Genomic DNA, 21,142 nt, shown 5'->3' with positions numbered 1-21,142 from the left:
CAATGAGCCTCTACGAACTGGAACGGGACGGCAAGGCACAGGAACTCATCCGCCTCCTCAGAGAAAGCGACAACGAGCGGGTCAAGACCCGTGCCGCGGAGCTACTGGGGAACTTCGACGACCACGACGACCGGCGCGACGTGGTCAACGCGCTCGTGGACGCGGCCCAGAGCGACAGCGACGAGATCACCGGCGCAGCTATCGACTCGCTGGACGAACTCGGCGACGACGCGATCACGCAACTCATCGGCAGCATGGCCGGCGTCGACCTCGAAGACGACGCCGCCGACTGGGTGAAGGCGAAAGCGTACATGCAGGTGCTCGACGCTGACGTGCCGGAACTCCGGATGGCAGCGGCAAACGGCCTCGGAACCCTCGATCAGGCCGATGCGGTTCCGAAGCTCGCAGAGCGTTTCGAGGACGCTGACCCGCGAGTGCGGGCGCGGGCGGCCCGGTCGGCCGGAAAGATCGGCGACTCGCGGGCGACGACGCCGCTCGAATCGTTGCTGACGGACCAGAAAGCCGGCGTTAGGCGTGAGGCGGCAGACGCGCTGGGGAACATCGGGAACAGACAGGCGCTTCAGGCACTGTTGCCGCTGTACGAGGACGACGACGAGCGGGTCCGGCGCATCGCCGTCGGCGCGTTCGGGAACTTCGGCAACGACCGGCCGGTCGACTATCTCATCGAAGCGCTTTCCGACGAGTCGGCCGCCGTCCGGCGGACAGCCGTTTACTCGCTCATCGAACTCCTGTCGAACGTTCCGACCAACCAGAGCCACGAAATCCGGGACACCGTCGTCGAAAAACTCTCGAACACGGACGACCGGAGCGTCGTCGTGCCGCTGGTCGAGATTCTCGAAGAGAGCACGCAGGCCGCCCAGCGGCGCAACACCGCATGGATGCTCGGTCGGGTCACCAGTCAGGAAGAGCGGGACCGGGTCATCGAATCGCTGGTCGAGGCGCTGGAGGAGGACGACCAGATGCTCCGCCAGTTTGCCGCCACCAGCCTCGCTGAACTCGGCGACGACGACAACATGGTAGAGCGGCGGCTCCTCAAAATTGTGCAGGATGACGGCATCGATCCCGAGGTCCGGGGTCAGGCCATCTTCACGCTCGGGAAAGTCGGAGGCGAGCGCTCCCGGAAGACGCTGGATAAACTCATCGACGAGACCGAACACGACGTGGTCCGGAAGAAGGCTTTCTCGGCCATCTCGAAGCTCGGTGGCCGTGGATGAAGCAGCCGAGTGGATTAAGACGCGGCGGGGCATACACGAGAACGATAGCTGGCTAACCGATGAGCGACGGAGAACACGCACTGGTCGATACGAAGGGGAAGTTCGTCCAAGTCGTCTCGGACGGGCGGAAACGAAACGACATCGAGTGGCTACCGGGTCGGATTCTTCTCTCGAACAAGCGCCTCGTCCTCGCGACCAACGACGGCAAGCGGACCATCCCGCTGTCGAAGGTCAGCAGCGTCACGGCCAGCCAGATGAACCAGCCCCTCGCGCAGGTGGACAGTTACGTCAAGGTGCAGGCCGGCCGGAACGTGACGCTCATCTCGGCGAAGCAGGCCGAGGAGTTTCAGGAAAAGCTCTACAGCACGCTGCTTGATCAGACCGTCGTCCTCGTCAACCACCCCGCAGTCAAGGGTGGCGTCGTTCAGGACGGCGGCTGGGAGAAAGGGCGGCTCAAACTCGACGGCGACTGCATCAATCTGGCCATCGCCAGCGGCACGTTCGTCGAGCTGGACATCGACGACGTGGGGACCGTCGAGGCAAAGGAGAAGACGATCCGCGGCGACGGGCGACCGCTTCTAGAGGTCGAACACACAATCGAGGGTACCAGCGTCGAGACCCACATCTCAGGGACGCCCCGACACGTCTCGCTTATCGAGGGGCTGGTCCGGCAAGGTGAGCAGCGCAACATCGCCGACGACGTTGACCTCTCGGATAAGGAGACACAGGTGCTGATGGCGCTGTACTCCGGTATCTCGCCGTTCAAGATTCCGGACTTCGTCGACATGGAGATCGAGGAAGTCGAAGACGTATACGACCGGCTGATGGAAGCCGACATCCTCGAACCGGTCCGGACGCGCCGGGAGGTACAGCTGGAGGCCCGCGGCCGCTCAATCGCGAGCGATGCGATGGCCGACCAGTAGCGCCAGTCTGTCCCTGAATTAGCGTGGTCGAAGAGTCGGTGTACCGCAAGAGCGACATACCCTCGCCGTGTTATTTAGTGACATGGAAGGGACCGCCAGCCCCCGAATCTCGGTGCTGCACGTCGACGATGAACCGGGATTCGCGGAGACAGCGGCCGAATTTCTCCGGCACGAGAGCGATGGTTTCAGCGTCGAGACGGTGACCAGCGCCAGTGAGGGGTTGGAGCGTCTCACCGACACCGTGTTCGACTGTATCGTCTCGGACTACGACATGCCCGAAATGAACGGCATCGAGTTCCTCAGGACCGTCCGTGCGGAGTATCCGGAACTCCCGTTCGTTCTGTTCACCGGGAAAGGGAGCGAGGAAATCGCCAGCGAGGCCATTTCAGCCGGCGTGAGCGATTACCTCCAGAAACGGGGCGGAACCGAGCGGTACACACTGCTTGCGAACCGGATCAGGAACCTCGTCGCCCAGCACCGCGCGGAAGACGGACTCCAGACACGGGTGCGACAGCAAGCGGCCGTGGCGGACCTCGGCCAGTACGCGCTGACAGGGTGTGACCTCGACGCGCTGTTCGAGCGAGCGGTTCGAACAGTCTCAGACGCGCTGGGAACGGAGTACACGAAGTTACTCGAATACCGCTCGTCTCGGAACGACTTCCGCATGCGGGCTGGCAACGGGTGGCACGATGGCGTGGTCGGCGAGATCACGGTCGGGGTCGGGACGGAGTCACTGGCAGGCTACACGCTCCAGACCGAAGAACCGGTCGTGGTGACGAACCTCGCGGCCGAAGATCGGTTCAGCGGGCCGCAGTTTCTGCTCGACCACGGCGTCGTGAGCGGCATCAGCGTCATTATCGGGACCCCCGCGGAACCGTGGGGCGTGCTCGGTACGCACACGAACGAGCAGCGGGAGTTCACCGAGGACGACATCACGTTCGTCAGAGGCGTCGCGAACATCCTCACGGACGCCATCGAGCGGGCACACCTCGAACGCAACCTCCGACAGGCGGAGCAGCGGTATCAGACGCTGCTGGAGAACTTCCCCGACGGCGGCGTGTTCCTGTTCGACGACGACCTTCGATACCTCGTCGCTCGCGGCGAGGGACTGAACGTGCTCGGCCTCACACCGGACGACATTGAGGGAAAGACCTTGGAGGAGGTGTTCCCGCCGGGGGTCGCCGAGGTGCAGCGACCCAAATACCGCGCCGCGCTGGACGGGGACGAACAGGTCTGGACGCAGGAGTACGAGGGTCGGCAGTATCGGGTGTACGCGCTGCCAGTCACGACCAATGGCGATACACGGCGCGGCATGATTGTCTCCGAGGACGTTACGGACCTGCCTCCGAACGTGTGACTGTCGGCACGGCTCCGGCGAGCGGGATGGTTCGACGCGCTTTTGAAGCGCGGTTGATTGAGAACAGGTATGGCAGAATTCACAGTCGCCGTCTCCGATCCGGAGGACGGCCACACCTACCAGATCGACGTTGATGGACAGGACGCAAACCGCTTCATCGGCCGCGAACTCGGCGACGAGGTCGACGGCGGCGCTGTCGGCCTCGACGGTTACACGCTTGAACTGACCGGCGGCTCGGACACCTCCGGCCGACCGATGCGACCTGACGTTCGCGGCGTCACGACGAAGGAAATCATGTCTGACGGTGGCGTCGGCTTCAAGCCGACCACCGACGGCGAGCGCAAGCGCATCACCGTCCGCGGCCGCGAGGTCAGCGACGACACGCGTCAGATTAACGCAAAGATCACTGCTCGCGGTAGCGAGTCCGTCGACGAACTCCTCGGCGACGACGAGTAAGTAACGTGGCGGACCGCGTTCCCAGTGACCACGAAACCGTCGAGACGCATCGCGTTCCCGTCGAATCTGTCGGCCGAACCGACCGACCGCGGGTCGTGCTCCCGACGGAACTGGAGTTCGACGACGGTGACACTCTCCGACTCGCGCTGGACGGCGACCGGTACCACGCTCTCGTCGAGACAAATCTCGACGGCGAGCCGGTGATCTCACACGTCACCGACAACCGGCGACTGGCCCGCGAACGGGACGGGACAAATCGCCTCGGAGAGTGGGTCACCGACAGCGATGTCTCGCTCGGCGGCTCGGCACATCTCGACGTGGTCACTGACGGAACCGAGTACGGCCTCCGAACGCCGGGCAAGCGCGTCGTCTATACAGCGACTGGCGGGCCGGACGCCTCGCTGTCAGATATCGCTCGAAACCTCGACAACTGACGCCGCTAGCCCCCGTTCTCCGGAGTGACGCTGATTTTTGCTGCTGATACTCGCGCGAAACGCTCAATATCAGTGCTAGTGTACAGCCGACAACGGACGAATGTCGGAATCAGTGATCGCGGATTTCGTCGGCAAATTCAACTCCGAAGTGGCCGGTCGGGGCGACCCCATCAAGGGTCGGATCGTCCTCTCGCAAAAGCGGCTGGTACTGGCCGCGAGCGAAGACGACAAGCTGACGATCCCACTGGATTCAATTTTCGATATCGCAATCGGACAGGTCCCGCCCGATCTGGGCGATTTCTTCGACTCGACGGTGACGATTGCTTTCGAACACAACGGGAAGCGACTCGTCGCAGCCATCGAGGCCGGCGACGAGAAGATCGAGAAGTTCGGAACGGTGCTGTTCAAGGCTGTCGTCAACGGCACCGAAACAACAGTCAAGGAGCGCGCCCGCGTCGGTGGTCGCGTCACTGACGAGTCGTTCAAGACCGCGAAACTGTTCCTCACGCCCGGCAACGTCGAGTTCCGACGGAGCGACGGGTCGTTCAACGTCGATCTCAAAACGGTGTCGGACTTCGACCGGAACACGCGAGAGATCAACGGCACGGGCCGGCCGGTGCTGACAGTCCGGCATATGAAAGACGGGACAGCCATGACGACGCTGGCAGCGATGGCCTCAACCCGAAAGATGTCCATCCTCGGGCGCTATCTCCGCCGTGAGTACGCCGAACTCATGGAAGAGCTCAAAAATGTCGAGCTCACGAAAGACAAGAAAGAGGTGCTGGTCGCGATGTACTCGACCGGCGATATGGACGGGATGCCGCTGGCGAGTATTCTCGGCAAGGACTCCTCGCAGGTGTCGATGATTCTCCAAGACCTTGCCGAGGACGGTCTCGTACAGGACGGGACCGACGGGCCGACGCTCACGCCGACCGGCAAGGTCGTCGCCAGCCGCCACCTCGAAGACGTGAACGCCTGACGTGGTCGCTGCTCGTCGGCTTACTCCTCGACCCCGACAATCGTGCTGACTCGCGCGTTCTCTTTGAGCGTTAGCCCCGCACCGCCGACCGTCAGCGGCACGCGCGGGAGCGCGTCGACGTGCAACGTCGGGTGGGTCGCCCCGCGTTCGAGCAGTTCCGTCCGCGGCTGGAGCGTCACCGTCGCCGCGCCGGTCAGGGACTCGTTGTACTCGATGAGGTACTGGCCGCCCCGCAGCGTCCACCACTCGTAGTCGTCGTCCGGGTTCCGCTTCTCACTTGCGTGGGGCGTGACGCCGGCCGCGTCGAGCTCGCCGCCACCGAAGTCGATCCGCCCCGGCTCGACGACCTCGAACACCGAATCGACGGTCAGGTCGAACCCCGGGCTGTCGGTCTGGGTCGGTTCGTGGACGATATCCGTGACGTACTCGCCAAAGTCGGTCATACCCGATTGTATTGCGCGAGTGTGCCTAAAAGTGGGGCCACGACGGGACAGAGACCTGCGGGCGGAACGCGGCACTTTTGCCCGGCGAGCGATTGCCTCTCTGCATGACCAAACACGCGGAGTTTCTGTCGGGTGAGCGGCCCGAAGACGTGCTGTTTTTCCTGCACGAGGACGCCGTCTCGAACCCCGGTGCGCTGGCCGAGTACGCCGACGAAGTCGAGGACGGTCACGTCCTCGTCCTCCCCGGTGACGACGGCCGCAGCGCGTTCCAGTCGGCGACGGGCATCGACCCGATGGGACTGGCACAAGAGGCGATGGGGACCGAGGGCGACATCGGCGACGACCTGACCAGTGCCGTCTGTCCGGTCGCCGAGGAGGAACCGGAGAGCGACCACACCACCCGCTTCGTCTTCGCCTTCGCCGAGGAACAGAACGAGGACGTGGGCGGCCTCTACGCCGAGGGCGACGTGGTCCACGCCTACGCCGTGTGTGCCTGCGGGGAACGGTACAGCGACAAGTGGGTCGTCGGGGAGTAGCTTACAGCAGGACCGGTTCAGCCAGTCGGACGAGCAGTGCCTTCGGCAGGCCAGTAACAGGACTGCCGTCATAGGAATACTTGATTCCGACCTCGTCGCGAGTGATGCCGTGGCGGAGGTGCTGGACACCGTCGAGGAGGAACCAGCAGCCGAGAAGCGTCCCCGGGGCGACGGCCCACACCGGGCCGCCAGCGGCAACTGTGTACCCCACGAAACAGAACACGAGGAGCCCGAACACGATGTGGTCGGCGTAGTCGCCGACAGCGATCTGGGCGGTATCGGCAACGAGCCAGACGCAGAAGGCGAGCGCCGCCGCGACCGCGGCATACCGTCCAGAGCCATCGAGAACGTACAGCGTCACGCCGACAGCGACGGCGCTCCCGAAGTGTCTTCTCACGGCTGTCTCGTTCGCGATTCGCGTGTGGAGGGACCGGGGCATCACTCGGCAGTGATGACGGAGAAATAAATCAACGTTGCGTCGGGCAGCAAAACATCGCCCGCCGGTCCGTCTACCGCTCCGTATCGACGCCTTCCTCTTCTTCTTCGGGCAGCCGCCGGAACGCGTCCACGATTGCCTGCTTCGCAACCGCACCCTGTGTCGTCCAATGATGCGCGTAGTCCATCATGTCGTCGTAGATATCGGGCTTGCAGCCCGCGGCTTTCGGGTGGCCGCCGCCGTTGACTTGCTGGGCGACCTCGTGAGCACGCTCGAAACTGTCCGTCCCGCGGATGGAGGCGGAGCCGGCGGGCTTGACGATGACGGCGGCGTCCGCACCCTGCTCACGCAGCGCCTCGGCGACCTCGTTCTGTGAGCAGCGGCCGTAGGTGACGCCGACCGTCCACTCGCCGACCTCGCGGAGTTCGGCGCGTTCGACGGCCTTCTCGATGAGCGCCTCCTTCTCGACGCGCTTCTCGTCAAGGAACTCGTGGAACTCCGGCGAGAGGTCGGGGCCGTGTTCGCGGACCGCCTCGATGTACTCCTCGGGCTCGCTCCAGTACGAGAGGTCCGCGAGGTCGTCGCTGCGGGGGTCGTCGCGGATCCAGAGGTCGTGGTCGCGGGTGACGGCGGCGAGGTCGGCCCACTGCTCGTCGAAGTCGTAGTCGAGTTCGGCCAGCGCCACGTCGGCGGTACACACTTCCTCGCTGTCCCCGACGGTGCGCTCGACGCCCGCGGCGTCCACGTCGGCGGCGAGGTCGTCGGGCCACTGGTGGTGGTCGAACCAGACGACACGTTCGACGCGCTCGATAAGCCCGCCGAGCGGTGCGATGTCGGACTCGCGGTCGGGACAGAGGTCACAGATAAAGACGGTCGCGTCGGGGTCGGCGTACTCGGCAGTCCATTCGAGCGCTTCTGTGAGTTCGTGCGGGCCGGCAGGCAACAGTGCACCCTCGCCGCGGGCCTCGCGAACCAGCGCGGTACAGGCCAGTCCGTCGGCGTCCGGATCGGCGATAACAATGACGCCGGCGTCTGCCAGCGTCTCAGCGGCTTCGGCTTCAGCTTGCTCTTCCTCGTAGGAATCCGGAATAAAGAACCCCTCACCGGGGAGTACGGATTTGCGGCCGATAGAGAGGCGGTCGTCGTCGATGAGCCAATCGTCCATGCCACAGCAAGCGGACGGGGCGTCAAGAAGCCGTCGAGTTCCGTTACACGTCCTCGCGCTCGGGGTTTGGCTCGCCTTCGAGCTGGCGGACCGTCAGCACCGGCATCGGAGCCTCTCGGACGAGTTCCTCGGCGACGCTGCCCAGCAGGAACCCGTGTTCACCGTGGCGGCCGCGGGTCCCGCTGACGATGACATCGGCGTCGTGTTCCGCCGCGTACTTGCAGATTTCGTCGGCCGGGTCGCCCTCCCGGACAGCAGTGACAAGCTCCTCGTCGGCCTCGGCGTCAGCGGCCTCCAGAATGAACGAGAGGGCGCGGCCGCCAGTGGTCGCCAGCGCGCGCTCCAGCGCCTCGCGAACCTCTTCAGGCGTCGTCTCAACCTCGCCGGTGTCGACGACGTACAGCCCGTGGACAGTTGCGTCGAAGCGCGCTGCCAGATCCAGCGCTGCTTCGACGGCCCGCTCTGCGCTGCCGGAGCCGTCCGTGGCGATGACCACCGTATCGAACATACACCACGCATCGAAGCCGCGACTAAATACACTGTTGGTCACGGCGAGGGACGCTCCGGATGATGCCACGGGTCGGCACGAACCTCGGTGGATTTTTGCCGGCCGGGGTCACAGTGACGAGTGATGGACATCGACCTCGTACTCGCGCCGGTCGACGGCAGCGACCAGTCGGAACGAGCGGCCGAGTACGCGATCGCCGTCGCGGAGCGGTATGACGCCGATCTCCACTTGCTGTTCGTCATCGACGAACGGCTCCACCAAGATATCGACAGTGGCGACGTGAGCGCAGCCGCGATCGCCGAGGAGCATCAGGCGTTCACCAAGAGTATCCAAGAGCGGTTCCGCGACGCCCACGACGGCGTGTTCGAAACGTCGTCCGCGACCGCGTTCTCCGAGACACGACTGATGCAGACGCCGGGGAGCGTCGTCCTCGACGTGGCGGAAGACATCGACGCGGATTTCATCGTTGTCCCGCGCGAGGAAGGAAGCGAAGAAGCCGTCGGGCGCGCAGCGATCTACGTCATCGAGTACGCCAGTCAGCCGGTACTCACCGTTTAAAGGCGGATCGCCATCTCTATCTCGAAGCTCTCGGCACTACTGATCTCGAACCCGACCTTCTCATACAGCGATATCGCCGGGTCGTTCCACCGCTCGACGGTGAGCCAGACGTGGTCGATGCCTTCGGTCTGGCCATAGCCGAGCAACGTCTCGACCAGTGCCGTCCCGATACCAGCGCCCTGATACGCCTGTAACACGAAGATTGCGAGTTCGTGCTCGTCCTCGTTGTCCGGGACCAATGTGGCGTGGCCGGCGACAGCGTCGTCGTGTTTGGCGACGACGTTGACACAGTCGCCGTCGAGAATCGTTTCGAGCCATTCGCGGATGGCTTCCTCTTTGACCGGTGGGATGCCCTGCGCCCGGTCGGCGGGATCGAAGTCGAGATACATCTCGACGAGGCTCTCCGTGTCGGCGTCGTCGGCAGGGATGACGTCGATAGATCGGTCCTCACGGTCGGTGATCGTCCGCGGTGGCTGTGGGAACTCTTCAGCGGGTTCGTCTGGATACGTGCGAGTCATCGGATGAGAGTCACCGGCGTCTGTGCGTTCAGCAGGACGAACTCGACAATGGGGCCGAGCTGTATCTTCCCGAGCGGCGAACGGCCGCCACCGCCCAGAACGATTCTATCGAACCCCTCGCTTTCGGCGATGTTCACCAGCTCGCTGCCCGGAGAGGTGCCCTCGACGCGGCGAAGTGCCGGCTCGAGCCCGCTGTCGTCGATCTGCTCCTGTATCCGCTGTTGGATCGTCTCGATATCGGCGTCGATGTCTTCGTTTTCGAAGATGGCGACGGTCAGCTGGTCTCCTGTTTCCGAGACGCGTTCGAGTGTTTCGGTCAGTGCCTGATAGGACAGTTCGCTGCCCCCGACACCGAGCAGTAGTTTCATAGTCGGGCCATGCATGGGAGCGGTAAAAAAGCCACCCGGCTGAACTGTTGGTAGAAGACAATGACAGCGGGGCGGCGGCGATACCCTTTTTCACCGCGGGCACGCATGCTCGGCTATGACTGAGGGCGCACCGCCGGACGAGACGGATGTCGAGGCGGCAGACGATGGGTCGGCCGGACACCAGCCGGCGGCCGCGGACGACGGGGCCGACGACGGCACCGACACCGTGGTAGACGACTCCGGTGATTCGACCACCGAGGAGACAGCACCGGCCGAGTCAGCCAGCGAGACGGCGGTGTCGGCAGCCAGTGATGTCCCCGCCGACGTACAGAAGTACGACCGCTTCAAGAAAATCGAGGGCGGGACATACGACCGCGCGAACGATTTCCTGCGTGACCGGACGTACATCACCGCCCGCGAGTGGGCCATCGCCCGCCTCTGTGCCGACTTCCGGACCGAAACGGGCGTCGAGATGACGAAAATCGGGGAGAACCTCCCAGAGCTCGTCCCGTTCATGACAGACACGTACACGCCACAGGCGGTCAATCAGGCCCGCGCCGCGTTCGAGGACAAGGTCAGGAAGGCCGGGGCAACGTTCCTCTACGGCGCGATGTGTGACTTCTTCACCGCCGAGGACCTCGACGACGTGATGTACGAGGCAACGGAGGTCGCGAAGTTCCTGCTCGAAGTCGAGGGCGTCGACCTCGCCGTCGAGGACGAGATGGAGGCCGAAGACCGGATCTCCTCGGTGATGCGGGAGGTCCGCGAGCAGTCGGCGGCGCTGCGACACGACGAGGTGTGTTGTCCGGAGTGTGGCAACAAGTTCGAGGTAGATGAGTAGACACGGCTGAGATGCGCGACATCGATCCCGACGCACAGCCGTCGATGTCGGTCCACGAAGCGGCACAGAAGGTGCTGCGGACGGACCTTGCCATTGGCATCGGAGGGGCAGTGCTTGGCTACGCGGAAGCGGGGACAGCACTGTTCGACGTACTGCCGGTGGTTGTCGGGTTCGGGCTTCTGACAGGTATCACAGTGGCCGTCGTCGAACACGACGCAATCCCGGGCGTCTACCCGGAAGTCGCCGCACTGGCGTCGTTCATCGTGCTTTCTGGGGCTGTTGCCGGCCTCGTAACGCTTTCCGAGGCATCGGTGGCGCTCGTACTCGCGGCCGTACTCTCGGGCTTTGGGGTCGGTGTCATCGGTAACCGAGTGCTCTATGGCATCGTCTTCGGCGTGCCGGCGTACCGTCTGACCCGGGTCCGAGAGGCGTCGTAGTCACGCAGTCAGTGACAGATCCAGAACTGGATTTCAGTCTGGGAAGAACGGCTCTGGATCCTCGTGGGAAACGGTGACCACCTCGTCGTCGGTGAGCGGTCTGATATGGGAGTACAGTCCGTGGTCGGCGGCGACCTGCGAGAGGTCCGCGCGGTCGGTCTGGTCGTAGTACAGCGGCACGAGCACGGCGAGGTCGTCGCCACATTCCAGCGCCACGAGCAGGAACACCATCCCGTCACCGGTCGCCCGGAACACTTCGGAACGGTCCACGGTGCGGTTCCCGAGCGCGTCGGCGACCTGCTGGAACTCGTCGCCGGGAACCACGACATCGAAGCCGAGCCGCCGGGTTTCTGGCTCGTATTCGCCGTTCTGTTCGGCCATCGTCCGCGGTTCGCCGGTCAGCACCGTCACGTCTCCGGGGTGGAGTTCGATTGCTTCGCGCCCGTCGTCGCGATACTGTGATGCCGTGGCCGCCATATCGTCGATGACCTGCTCCCAGTGACCGACGACACGATCAAAGGGGTTAGACTCGGGGTCGACAGGGTCAACAGGGTCGTTCATACGTCGAGTGTGGCGGCGGCCGGGATAAATTGTTGGTGGGCCAGTGGCACAACAGTTTTACTGGTATTTTGAGAAGAAGGCGACAGATGCGCGACCTCTTAACATTATCTGACCTCCGAACCCAGTTCGAGACGGACCGCGGAACCGTCAAAGCCGTCGACGGTATCGACCTCACTGTCAGGGAGGGCGAAACCGTCGGTCTGGTCGGCGAGTCAGGATCAGGAAAATCCGTCACAGCGTTATCGGCAATGGATATCGTCGACGAGCCCGGACACATCGCCGGTGGGGAGATCCGGTTCGGCGCACTTGAGACAGTCAGACGGCTGGCTCGGCAGTATCCGAAGGCAGTACGGACGGCCGACAGCGACAGCGGTTTCATCACTATCGACGCGGCGACGGTCGACCGGAGCCGTCTTCCCGCATCAGTTGACACGACGGCTGACGACCTGTCGCTGGCCACGCAGTTCATTCAACAAGCCCCGAAGAAGGCTCTCCCAGAGAGCGGCGACGCGCCCGTCACGATTACCGACGGCTACGTCGACCTGACGGCAGCCCCGGAACGAGTGATGCGGGACATCCGCGGCGGCGACATGGGGATGATCTTTCAGGACCCGATGACATCGCTGAACCCCGCAATAACGGTGGGCGAGCAGGTCGCGGAGAGCCTGCGGCTCCACCGGTACGGGAACAAGCGGAACGACTCGTGGTTCAACGCCGTCCGGGAGATCACGCCCTCGATCAGCCGGGGCGGTGAGATGAACGAGGAGATCCGGTCGGACGTTATCTCGCTACTGGAAGAGGTCGGTATCCCGGAGCCGGCCGACCGCGTCAACGAGTACCCTCACGAGTTCTCCGGCGGGATGCGCCAGCGCGTCCTCATCGCCATCGCGCTTGCGTGCCGGCCAAAGCTGCTCGTCGCTGACGAGCCGACGACGGCACTCGACGTGACCATTCAGGCACAGATTCTGGATCTCATCGACGACCTCCAAGCGGACCTCGGGATGTCGGTGCTGTTCATCACGCACGACCTCGGTGTTGTCGCGGAGACCTGCGACCGCGTCGCCGTGATGTACGCCGGCGAAATCGTCGAGGAGGGACCGGTCGAGGAGATATTCCAGAATCCGTCCCATCCGTACACGTACACGCTGCTTGAATCGATACCGGGCGAGGGGACGGAACGGTTGACTCCCATCGAAGGAAACGTCCCCAGTCTCATCGACATGCCCAGCGGATGCCACTTCGCAGACCGCTGTCCGTGGGCCGAGCCAGAGTGTCGCGAGGGCGACATTCCGTATCTCCAGCACGGCCCGGACGACGTCACCCATCGCTCGAAGTGTATTCTCGAATCGTTCGATACTGATGAATACGGCAGCGGTGACGACGGCGTTGCCGCGACGGAGACAACACGAACGGACAGACAGCTCATGGAAGTCGACGGGCTGAAAAAACACTTCTCACGGGCCGACGACCTGTTGGACAAGTACATCGGCCGCGAACCGGAGTCAGTCAAGGCTGTCGACGGCGTCTCGATGGACATCTACGAGGGCGAGACGCTGGGACTCGTCGGCGAGTCCGGCTGTGGGAAATCGACGACCGGTCGGACAATCCTCAGACTGCTAGAGCCGACAGATGGGACGGTAGTTTTCGCCGGACAAGACCTCGCAGAGCTTGATAAAGGTGGCCTGCGGGAAGTCCGGCGAGACCTACAGATGATCTTCCAAGACCCGATGTCAAGCCTCGACCCGCGGATGACCGTCGGGCAGACGATCATGGAGCCGCTGAAGATCCACGACCTCCCGGAAGACACCGGCGACGGCTCCCGCCGCGAGCAACGTGTCGAGCGAGTGGCCGACCTCATGGAGGCGGTGGGGCTCGACCCAGACCAGTACGACCGCTACCCGCACGAACTCTCGGGTGGACAGCGCCAGCGAGTCGGCATCGCTCGCGCGCTCGCCGTCGACCCCGATTTCATCGTCTGTGACGAACCCGTTTCGGCGCTGGACGTGAGCGTGCAGGCGCAGATAATCAATCTCCTAGAAGACCTCCAGCATGAGTTCGGCCTGACGTATCTGTTCATCGCCCACGACCTCTCCGTGGTGCGCCACATCTGTGACCGCGTCGCGGTGATGTACCTCGGGGAAGTCGTCGAAGTCGCCGACACGCCGGACCTGTTCGCGGACCCGAAACATCCCTACACGCGGGCGCTCATGTCAGCAATCCCGGAACCGGATCCGACCGTGGAGGCCGACCGGATACTGCTGAAAGGCGACGTCCCGTCGCCGATTGACCCGCCGTCGGGCTGTCACTTCCGGACTCGCTGTCCCGAAGTCATCCCACCGGATATCGATATCGAACAGGAGACGTACCGTGAGGTGATGGACTACCGGCAACGCGTTGAAGATGCGGCCATCTCCATCGATGCAGTGCGAGAGGAAGCCGAAAAAGCCGACAGCACCACAGCGGCGACGGACGGTGGCGCGGACCTCACCGAGGCATCGAGCGGTAGGGGACAGGTGCCGATGGCAGCGTTCAAACAGACGATGTTCGGCCGGTTCTTCGAAACGAGCCTGACCGGAGAGAATCGACGTGTCGTCGAAACGTCGATCGAGCATCTCGCGGACGAGGACTGGGACGCTGCCGCATCGGTACTGCGGGACCGATTCGAGAGCGTCTGTGAGACACAACATCCCGAACTGCAGCCGGACTCCCACCCAGCAGCATGCCACCTTTACGACCAGAATGACGGAGGCAGTAGCTGAATAATATTACTTAGCTGCACATAACTCTCAGCAGATATATAACAGAATCATTGATCTATCCGGTACAATTATAATAGATCTGTTTGAAGAAAGTCCCATGTCATCCGGTGATTCTCTGGACAGACGGAGCTTCCTTACCGCGGCCGGCAGTGCCGCGGCAGCCGCAACGCTCGCAGGTTGTTCCGGCGACGGCGGCGATGGTGGCGGAACCGAAGGTGAAGACGGTGGCGACGGCACTGGTAGCGACGGGGGCGACGGTGGGGACGGCGGAAGCGACCAGACGCTCGTGTACGCCCGCGGGGACCACCCCGAGAACTACGACCCACAGCAGTCGACCAGCGGTGAGGTCGCAAAAGTCACCAATCAGGTGTTCGACACCCTCATCCAGTTCGCACCCGGGAGCGGCGGCCAACTGGAAGACGCACTCGCGACCGACTACACTCTCGAGGGAAGCACCGCGACGCTAACACTCCGACAAGGCGTAACCTTCCACAACGGCGAAGAGTTCACTGCATCGGACTTCAAAGCGACGTGGCAGCGGTTCACCCAGAGCGACTACGAGTACTACCTCGGCGACGATACCCGGTCGGGGTACGGCCCGTTCACGCTGGGTGACTGGATCGAAAGCGTCGACGCGAGCCAAGACTACGAGCTGACGATTGAGCTCACACAGCAGTACGCGCCGTTCCTGCGGAACCTCGCGATGTTCGCCTCGGCGGTCCTCTCGAAAGCCCAGATCGAAGCGATGGGCGACAACCAGGCCGACCTCGGAAACGAACCCGCAGGTACCGGAGCCTTCCAGTTCGACACGCTCGACAACCCGAACGAGCGCATCCGACTGACGGCCAACAACGACTACTGGGGTGACGGCCCGAACGTCGGGACGGTCATCTTCAAGACCATCACCGAAAACAGCACGCGAGTACAGGACGTCATCAACGGGGCCTCACACATCACGGATAACCTCGACTCCTCCGGGTTCCAGCGCGCCGAGGAAAGCGAGACGGCGACGCTGTTGCGGAAGGACGGCATCAACCACGGCTACATGGCGATGAACATGGCCCGGTTCGAGCCGTTCCGGGACCAACAGGTCCGCCAGGCGATTGCTCATGCCGTCAACACCGAGGCCATCGTCAACCAGATCTACCAAGGCTTTGCAACGCAAGCGTCCCAGCCGCTCCCGCCGGACGTGCTCGGGCACAACGACGACCTCGATCCGTATCCGACCGATAAGGAGCAGGCACAGTCGATGCTCGAAGAGGCGGGCTACGGCGACGGCTTCGAGTTCGAACTCGCCACGTTCTCGAACCCCCGCGGATACAACCCCAGCCCGGTCAACACGGCAAATCAGGTGAAGTCGGATCTGGAGGAGATCGGTCTGACGGTCAACATCAACCAGTTCTCCAACTTCGGGCCGTATCTGGACTATACGTCGGCAGGGAAACACGATGCCTGTTTCCTCGGCTGGTACACCGACAACGCCGACCCGGACAACTTCCTGTACGTCCTGCTTGACCCGCAAGTGGAGATGGACGCCGTGCCCGACGGACAGGACTGGGTCAGCTTCGACGCCGACGGATACAACACCCTCAACGTGTCCGGCTGGGCCAACACCGACTACATGGAACTCGTCCGGGAAGCCCAGAAGACCTACGCGGAGGGCGACCGCAAGACGATGTACGAGGAGGCCAGCCAGATAGCCTACGACGAGTCCCCATGGGTGTTCCTCGACTACGCCGAGACGCTCCGGGCGGTCAACGAGGCCGTTGCAGAGGACACCTACACGATCAGCTCCGTCGGTGGCCCGTATCTTAACACAGTCGAGCTACAGTAGCGCTTCAAGACTTTCCGAATGAACTGGACACAATTTCTTTTCAGGCTGATAGAGCCGGTTGTACCGCCACGGTTCGTCATCAAGCGGCTGCTGTTGCTCATCCCGGTGCTGTTTGGCGTGGCGTCGGTCGTCTTCGCGATTCTCCATCTGGCACCGGGTGACCCGGCGATCATCATCGCTGGCCAGCGAGCATCGGCCGAACAGCTCGAACAGATACGTGTCGAGCTGGGACTTCGGCGGCCGCTGTGGGAGCAGTACCTGAGCTTCCTGTGGGACGCGGCGCGGTTCGACTTCGGGCAGTCCTACAGCATTAGCCGCGGAAACAGCGTCCGCTCGGTCATCTCCGACCGACTTCCAATCACGCTCGAACTCGCAATTTACGGCCAAGTAGCCGGCATTCTACTCGGCCTCCCGCTCGGCATCATCTCCGCAGTCAAGCAGGACTCGCTGACGGACCATGTCACCCGAATCGGGGCGTTGACAGGCATTTCCGTTCCGATCTTCTGGTCCGGGCCGCTGCTCATCCTGCTGTTCTCGACGTACCTCGACGTGTTCCCGACCAGCGGCCGCATCAAGTCGACATTGTTCTTGCCCGACACTTGGACGCTGCTGGGTCGTGAGCTGCCACTCACTGGAATGATAACGGTCGATACGCTCTTGCTGGGGAACACTGAGGCGTTCCTCTCGGCAGCTCATCACCTGTTCCTGCCGGCAGTGGTCATCGGCGTCTACTCGACAGCGCTGATTTCCCGGATGATGCGCTCCTCGATGCTCGAGGTCATCCGGCAGGACTACATCCGGACTGCGCGAGCAAAGGGGCAAGGTGCGAAGATCACGCTGATGAAGCACGGCTTCCGGAACGCCCTGATTCCGGTCGTCACCGTTATCGGCATCCAGTTCGGGACGCTTCTCGGCGGGGCAGTCCTGACCGAAACCGTGTTCGGTATCAACGGGATGGGGCTGACCATTGTCACCGCCATCGGCGTCTCGGACTACCCAGTCGTGCAGGGGACGGTGCTCACCTTCGCCCTGCTGTTCACGCTCGTAAACCTCTTCGTTGACGTCACCTACAGCTACCTCGACCCACGGATTCAACAATGAGTACGGACACCGAGACACGGGGCACGCTGGGACGCCTGCGGGCGTCCCCGTTCCTCGCGGACCTCCTGACGAACCGCCTCGCCGTCGTCGGGCTGACGATCATCCTCAGCATGGCCGCTGTTGCCATCTACGCCCGGGTGACCTACGACTTCGGCGCGCTTACCAGCTCACAGCTCGGTACTGAGATCGCTGACCGCGCACCGCCTGGCTGGCTCGGTCCCGCACCCGCGAACCAGCAACTGTTCGGTACGGACGCGGCGGCCCGTGACATCTACAAGCGGAGCCTGTACGGCGCGTGGCTGGCCCTGAAGTTCGGGACGATTACCGTCGGTACCTCGACCACCGTTGGTGTCGGCCTAGGAATCATTGCGGCGTACTACGGCGACGTGACCGACAACGTCATCATGCGGACGATGGACGTCCTACTGGCGTTCCCGCCGCTGTTGCTCGCGCTGGCACTGGTCGCCATCTTCCCGCGAGATCTGGGGCTCTGGCGGGCCGTGGTAGCGCTCGTGCTGGTGTACACGCCGCGGTTCGCCCGGGTCGTCCGCGGGGCCGCGCTCAAAGTGCTCGAAGACGAGTACGTCGACGCCACGGTCGCACTGGGCGCGACCGACCCTCGGGTACTCGTCCGGCACATCCTGCCAAATACGCTCGCGCCGATTACCGTCCAGTCGACGCTGAATTTCGGGCTCGCCATCATCGACCTCGCTGCGCTGTCCTTCCTCGGGTTCGGCGCGCAGGCCGGGACACCCTCGTGGGGGCTGATGCTGTCCCGCGGCGTCGAAAACGGCCTCCTGACCGGCGAGTGGTGGCTTTCGTTCTTCCCGGGACTGTTCCTCGCGATCACCGTCCTCGGGTTCAACCTGCTCGGCGATGGGATGCGTGACGCGCTCGATCCGCGGATGCGTGAAGCGGTCGACTGATGGACCAGCGCGGTGAGCCACCGCGGCTCCGACAGTACGTCGTGGCCCGGACGCGACTGGTGGGCAGCGGCTTGGTCGTTGGTCTGGTGCTTGGTGGCGTTGGCATGGTGGGCTGGACGCTCTACACCGGTGACGCGCGGTCGAGTGAAGCGACGGTGTTTGCCCTCGGCGCGCTCGTGTTCGGTTTCGGCCTGCTGGGCTGGTCCGGGTCGATACTCGCCGGTCGCGGCATCGAAGCTATGCAGGAACAGATGGACACGCGAAGCAACTGGACCGAGCGTGATTCGCGGCGGGCAATGGCCCGGATCTGTGGCAGTGGCGGCGGAATAATGGTCGGGGCGTCCCTCGTCGCGGCGCTATTCTAACCGTTCGCTGTCCGCGCCACGGACGTTCTGGCCCTGATGGTCGTAGAACACGTCCTCTTGAGCAGTGCTGTCGTCAGCTTCCAGTGCATCGCCGCGCTCGTAGACAACTGTCCCCCGAACCATCGTCCACTCGGGGAACACCGCCTCACGTCCCTCGAACGGTGTCCAGTCACATTTCGAGTGGAGTGTCTCACCGCGGATGTCGCTCGTCTCGGTCGTGTCGACGAGCACGAGATCAGCGTCCTTGCCGGCTTCGATGGCCCCCTTCTGTGGGATGTCGAACACGTCCGCAGGGTTGCGTGCGGTGAGGTCCCGAACGCGCTCGTAGGTGAGCCCGCTGTCCGGGCCGCGTGCTTCCGCCAGTAGGAGCGGCAAGACGGTTTCGACGCCGGGAACGCCCGACGGCGCGTCCCAGATGCCGGTGTCTTTCTCCTCACGGGTGTGAGGCGCGTGGTCCGTCGCGATCATGTCGACGGTGCCGTCGACGACACGCTCGTAGAGCTTCTGGCGGCGCTTTTCGCGGCGCAGGGGCGGGTTCATCCGCCCGAACGTCCCGAGCTCGGAGAGATCGCGCCGGGAGAGCAACAGGTGATGTGGCGTCACCTCGGTCGTCATCCCGGCCTCGCTGGCGATATCGACGCCTTCCGGCGTGGACGTGTGCGCGACGTGTATCGTCGTATCGTGAGCCTGAGCGAGCTCACAGGCCCGCTTGACGGCCTCTGCTTCGGCTTTTGCGGTGCGGAACGCACTCCAAGCGTCGGCGTCGTCGCGGGCACGAGCGTCGTCGTTGAAGTAGTCGGCGTCCTCGGCGTGGACCGTGACCGGGACATCGTTGTCAGCAGCGGCCTCCAGCGCATCGGCAAACAGGTCAGCCTCGATACCCATGTCGCCGGTCGAGTCCGCGAGGAACACCTCGCCGAGCGCGAACAGGCGACGACGCAGGAGGACGTTCGGAATCCAGTCAGCCGTGACGCCACCGTTGATACCCCAGTCGACGACTGAGTTGTCGGCGAACTCCGCTTTCTGGTCGAACGCCTCGCCGTCGACGGTCGGCGGATCGGTGTTGGGCTGGTCGACGGCAGTTGTGACGCCGCCGGCCGCCGCGGCCCGGGACCCGCTTTCCCACGTTTCCTTGTGCGGGTAACCGGGCTGGCGGAAGTGGACATGTGCGTCAATCATTCCCGGGAACAGACGCTTGCCAGTTGCTTCGATGACGTGCTGGTCGGTTGCGTCGAGGTCGCGGCCGACCTCGACGATAGATTCGCCACGCACCCGGACGTCGCGTTGGTCGCCGTCCGGCAGCGTCGCGTTACGGATGAGCATACGCCCAGTCGGCCGGGCGCACCCCTAAGTCTCTCGGATAGCACTCACCGACACGTCACGGCCGTCTGCCAGCGATCGCTCCAGCGCCGTGATAACTCGCTCAGGGTCGTCGGTTCCACCAGCATTGGCGACGCTGCCGACGCTCTGTGGGTCGAACGAGACATCAAGCGCCTCGTAAATGGGAGCCAACACCGCGGCGATAGCCTCGTGGTCTCGAACGACGACGATGCCACCGACAACGGCCACGGATTGGCGGACGCGCTGAGCGAGTCCCGCGATTTTACCGTTCGCCTGCAGCGAATGGCTCCCCGGACAGAACGAGGCGTCCGGTTCGCCCGTCCTAACGGCGATACCGCAGTCGTCGAGCGCGCGCTTCACAGCGGCTTTGGCCCACTCGTAGCGATCGTCGATGGTCCCCCGCGGGTCCTCGGTCGGGACGGCGAGGGAGAACGAGACGGTTGACCCAGTATAGGCGACAGCGCGACCCCCCACGGCGCGCTCGATAACGGTGTACCCCCGGTCGCGAGCGGCTCGACACGCCCGGTCGTAGCCGTTGCTGTTCGCGTCACGGCGGCCGAACGCGACCTGTCTGTTCGGTCGCCAGACCCGAAGGGCCGGTTCGCGGTCCGCGGCAACCGTCGCCGCCATCTCGCGGGTCCGCTCGAAGTCAGTGTTCGGGTCAGTGGCGCGACCCCGTAGCAGACGCATAGTCGAGCAGTACGGCTCCGCAGTGTTAAAACGGTCCGCCAGTCAAGCGGGTGAAGCGCTCTCAGCGACGGGTAGCGAACAGGCGACACATGGCCGTCGCGGCGGGACGTGTCGCGCTCCCGCTGCCCCCGCCGCGGTCATCATCAGCGCACACGAACCGGTGGCCCCGGCATGGGTCTTGAACCCTCGGACAACCTAGGTGCAGCAACGAAACAAGCCATCGTAAGGACCACTGGCTGTCAAGAGAGGAGAGGAAAACCGATCCACAGTCAGCGTTTGGTGTACCGCACTCGAACTCTGTGAGAGCGTGTTTTTTCGCCCACGTTTTTCAGAGAATGGTGGCGAGCATCGCGAGCCACTCGACGCCAAAA

24 protein-coding genes are annotated in these 21,142 nt (G+C 63.7%); 15 read left to right on the top strand and 9 right to left on the bottom strand.

Going from position 1 to position 21,142, the window contains the following annotated elements; translation table 11 throughout:
- Nucleotides 1-2: 2 nt before the first annotated feature.
- The 6 genes from Har1129_RS16935 (at nucleotide 3) to Har1129_RS16910 (ending at nucleotide 5,384) form a co-directional block, all read left to right on the top strand.
- Complete coding sequence (locus Har1129_RS16935) at nucleotides 3-1,235, top strand: HEAT repeat domain-containing protein (protein ID WP_151101902.1); 1,233 nt, start codon at nucleotides 3-5, stop codon at nucleotides 1,233-1,235.
- Between the two features lie 59 nt (nucleotides 1,236-1,294).
- Nucleotides 1,295-2,158, top strand: coding sequence for a CheF family chemotaxis protein (locus Har1129_RS16930; protein WP_151101901.1), 864 nt, complete (start codon nucleotides 1,295-1,297; stop codon nucleotides 2,156-2,158).
- Nucleotides 2,159-2,240: 82 nt separating this feature from the next.
- On the top strand, nucleotides 2,241-3,515 hold the full coding sequence (locus Har1129_RS16925) for a response regulator (protein WP_151101900.1): 1,275 nt from the start codon (nucleotides 2,241-2,243) through the stop codon (nucleotides 3,513-3,515).
- 69 nt (nucleotides 3,516-3,584) lie between these two features.
- Nucleotides 3,585-3,971: a 30S ribosomal protein S6e gene (locus Har1129_RS16920; protein ID WP_151101899.1), complete on the top strand. Its 387-nt coding sequence runs from the start codon at nucleotides 3,585-3,587 to the stop codon at nucleotides 3,969-3,971.
- Between the two features lie 5 nt (nucleotides 3,972-3,976).
- Entirely contained in the window at nucleotides 3,977-4,405 is a 429-nt protein-coding gene (locus Har1129_RS16915) for a hypothetical protein (protein ID WP_151101898.1), read from the top strand.
- Between the two features lie 100 nt (nucleotides 4,406-4,505).
- Complete coding sequence (locus Har1129_RS16910; RefSeq protein WP_151101897.1) at nucleotides 4,506-5,384, top strand: CheF family chemotaxis protein; 879 nt, start codon at nucleotides 4,506-4,508, stop codon at nucleotides 5,382-5,384.
- Nucleotides 5,385-5,404: 20 nt separating this feature from the next.
- Here Har1129_RS16910 and Har1129_RS16905 read toward each other — a convergent pair whose 3' ends face one another.
- Entirely contained in the window at nucleotides 5,405-5,827 is a 423-nt protein-coding gene (locus tag Har1129_RS16905) for a dCTP deaminase (RefSeq protein ID WP_151101896.1), read from the bottom strand.
- 104 nt (nucleotides 5,828-5,931) lie between these two features.
- Here Har1129_RS16905 and Har1129_RS16900 point away from each other — a divergent pair, with 104 nt between their 5' ends.
- Entirely contained in the window at nucleotides 5,932-6,363 is a 432-nt protein-coding gene (locus Har1129_RS16900; RefSeq protein WP_151101895.1) for a DUF5807 family protein, read from the top strand.
- Nucleotide 6,364: 1 nt separating this feature from the next.
- Here Har1129_RS16900 and Har1129_RS16895 read toward each other — a convergent pair whose 3' ends face one another.
- From Har1129_RS16895 to Har1129_RS16885, 3 genes are all read right to left on the bottom strand, one after another.
- Complete coding sequence (locus tag Har1129_RS16895; protein WP_151101894.1) at nucleotides 6,365-6,802, bottom strand: hypothetical protein; 438 nt, start codon at nucleotides 6,800-6,802, stop codon at nucleotides 6,365-6,367.
- Between the two features lie 70 nt (nucleotides 6,803-6,872).
- Entirely contained in the window at nucleotides 6,873-7,964 is a 1,092-nt protein-coding gene (locus Har1129_RS16890; RefSeq protein WP_151101893.1) for a DHH family phosphoesterase, read from the bottom strand.
- A 43-nt stretch (nucleotides 7,965-8,007) separates the two neighbouring features.
- Entirely contained in the window at nucleotides 8,008-8,472 is a 465-nt protein-coding gene (locus Har1129_RS16885; protein WP_151101892.1) for a universal stress protein, read from the bottom strand.
- Nucleotides 8,473-8,595: 123 nt separating this feature from the next.
- On the opposite strand from Har1129_RS16885, the gene Har1129_RS16880 reads away from it, so the two are divergent.
- Nucleotides 8,596-9,030 (top strand): universal stress protein, encoded by a 435-nt coding sequence (locus Har1129_RS16880; protein WP_151101891.1) that lies wholly within the window; start codon nucleotides 8,596-8,598, stop codon nucleotides 9,028-9,030.
- Here Har1129_RS16880 and Har1129_RS16875 read toward each other — a convergent pair.
- Nucleotides 9,027-9,548, bottom strand: coding sequence for a GNAT family N-acetyltransferase (locus Har1129_RS16875; RefSeq protein WP_151101890.1), 522 nt, complete (start codon nucleotides 9,546-9,548; stop codon nucleotides 9,027-9,029). The genes Har1129_RS16880 and Har1129_RS16875 overlap by 4 nt on opposite strands.
- Complete coding sequence (locus Har1129_RS16870) at nucleotides 9,545-9,916, bottom strand: universal stress protein (protein WP_151101889.1); 372 nt, start codon at nucleotides 9,914-9,916, stop codon at nucleotides 9,545-9,547. Before Har1129_RS16870 ends, Har1129_RS16875 begins: the two co-directional genes overlap by 4 nt.
- Before the next feature lie 115 nt (nucleotides 9,917-10,031).
- Here Har1129_RS16870 and Har1129_RS16865 point away from each other — a divergent pair, with 115 nt between their 5' ends.
- Nucleotides 10,032-10,757, top strand: a complete 726-nt coding sequence (locus Har1129_RS16865; RefSeq protein WP_151101888.1) for a DUF5806 family protein — start codon at nucleotides 10,032-10,034, stop codon at nucleotides 10,755-10,757.
- Nucleotides 10,758-10,768: 11 nt separating this feature from the next.
- Nucleotides 10,769-11,194 (top strand): hypothetical protein, encoded by a 426-nt coding sequence (locus Har1129_RS16860; protein WP_151101887.1) that lies wholly within the window; start codon nucleotides 10,769-10,771, stop codon nucleotides 11,192-11,194.
- Nucleotides 11,195-11,227: 33 nt separating this feature from the next.
- On the opposite strand, the gene Har1129_RS16855 is transcribed toward Har1129_RS16860, so the two are convergent.
- Nucleotides 11,228-11,755, bottom strand: coding sequence for a hypothetical protein (locus Har1129_RS16855; RefSeq protein WP_151101886.1), 528 nt, complete (start codon nucleotides 11,753-11,755; stop codon nucleotides 11,228-11,230).
- Between the two features lie 86 nt (nucleotides 11,756-11,841).
- On the opposite strand from Har1129_RS16855, the gene Har1129_RS16850 reads away from it, so the two are divergent.
- The 5 genes from Har1129_RS16850 to Har1129_RS16830 all read left to right on the top strand — a co-directional run bounded on the left by Har1129_RS16850 (nucleotide 11,842) and on the right by Har1129_RS16830 (nucleotide 18,740).
- A complete protein-coding gene (locus Har1129_RS16850) occupies nucleotides 11,842-14,514 on the top strand; it encodes an ABC transporter ATP-binding protein (RefSeq protein ID WP_151101885.1) in 2,673 nt (890 codons plus the stop codon).
- 97 nt (nucleotides 14,515-14,611) lie between these two features.
- Nucleotides 14,612-16,348, top strand: coding sequence for an ABC transporter substrate-binding protein (locus Har1129_RS16845; protein ID WP_151101884.1), 1,737 nt, complete (start codon nucleotides 14,612-14,614; stop codon nucleotides 16,346-16,348).
- Nucleotides 16,349-16,366: 18 nt separating this feature from the next.
- Nucleotides 16,367-17,449 carry an ABC transporter permease gene (locus Har1129_RS16840; protein ID WP_151101883.1) on the top strand — a complete coding sequence of 361 codons (1,083 nt, stop codon included), beginning with the start codon at nucleotides 16,367-16,369 and terminating at the stop codon, nucleotides 17,447-17,449.
- Nucleotides 17,446-18,375: an ABC transporter permease gene (locus tag Har1129_RS16835; RefSeq protein ID WP_101351046.1), complete on the top strand. Its 930-nt coding sequence runs from the start codon at nucleotides 17,446-17,448 to the stop codon at nucleotides 18,373-18,375. The genes Har1129_RS16840 and Har1129_RS16835 overlap by 4 nt, the downstream gene beginning before the upstream one ends.
- On the top strand, nucleotides 18,375-18,740 hold the full coding sequence (locus Har1129_RS16830; protein WP_151101882.1) for a hypothetical protein: 366 nt from the start codon (nucleotides 18,375-18,377) through the stop codon (nucleotides 18,738-18,740). Before Har1129_RS16835 ends, Har1129_RS16830 begins: the two co-directional genes overlap by 1 nt.
- On the opposite strand, the gene Har1129_RS16825 is transcribed toward Har1129_RS16830, so the two are convergent.
- Together Har1129_RS16825 and Har1129_RS16820 are read right to left on the bottom strand one after the other, a co-directional pair.
- Nucleotides 18,732-20,063, bottom strand: a complete 1,332-nt coding sequence (locus Har1129_RS16825) for a dihydroorotase (RefSeq protein WP_151101881.1) — start codon at nucleotides 20,061-20,063, stop codon at nucleotides 18,732-18,734. The genes Har1129_RS16830 and Har1129_RS16825 overlap by 9 nt on opposite strands.
- Before the next feature lie 24 nt (nucleotides 20,064-20,087).
- Complete coding sequence (locus Har1129_RS16820; RefSeq protein WP_151101880.1) at nucleotides 20,088-20,771, bottom strand: lipoate--protein ligase family protein; 684 nt, start codon at nucleotides 20,769-20,771, stop codon at nucleotides 20,088-20,090.
- Between the last annotated feature and the right edge of the window lie 371 nt (nucleotides 20,772-21,142).

Source organism: Haloarcula sp. CBA1129, from assembly GCF_008729015.1.
GTDB lineage: Archaea > Halobacteriota > Halobacteria > Halobacteriales > Haloarculaceae > Haloarcula.
This window is presented reverse-complemented; position numbering and strand designations above follow the sequence as displayed.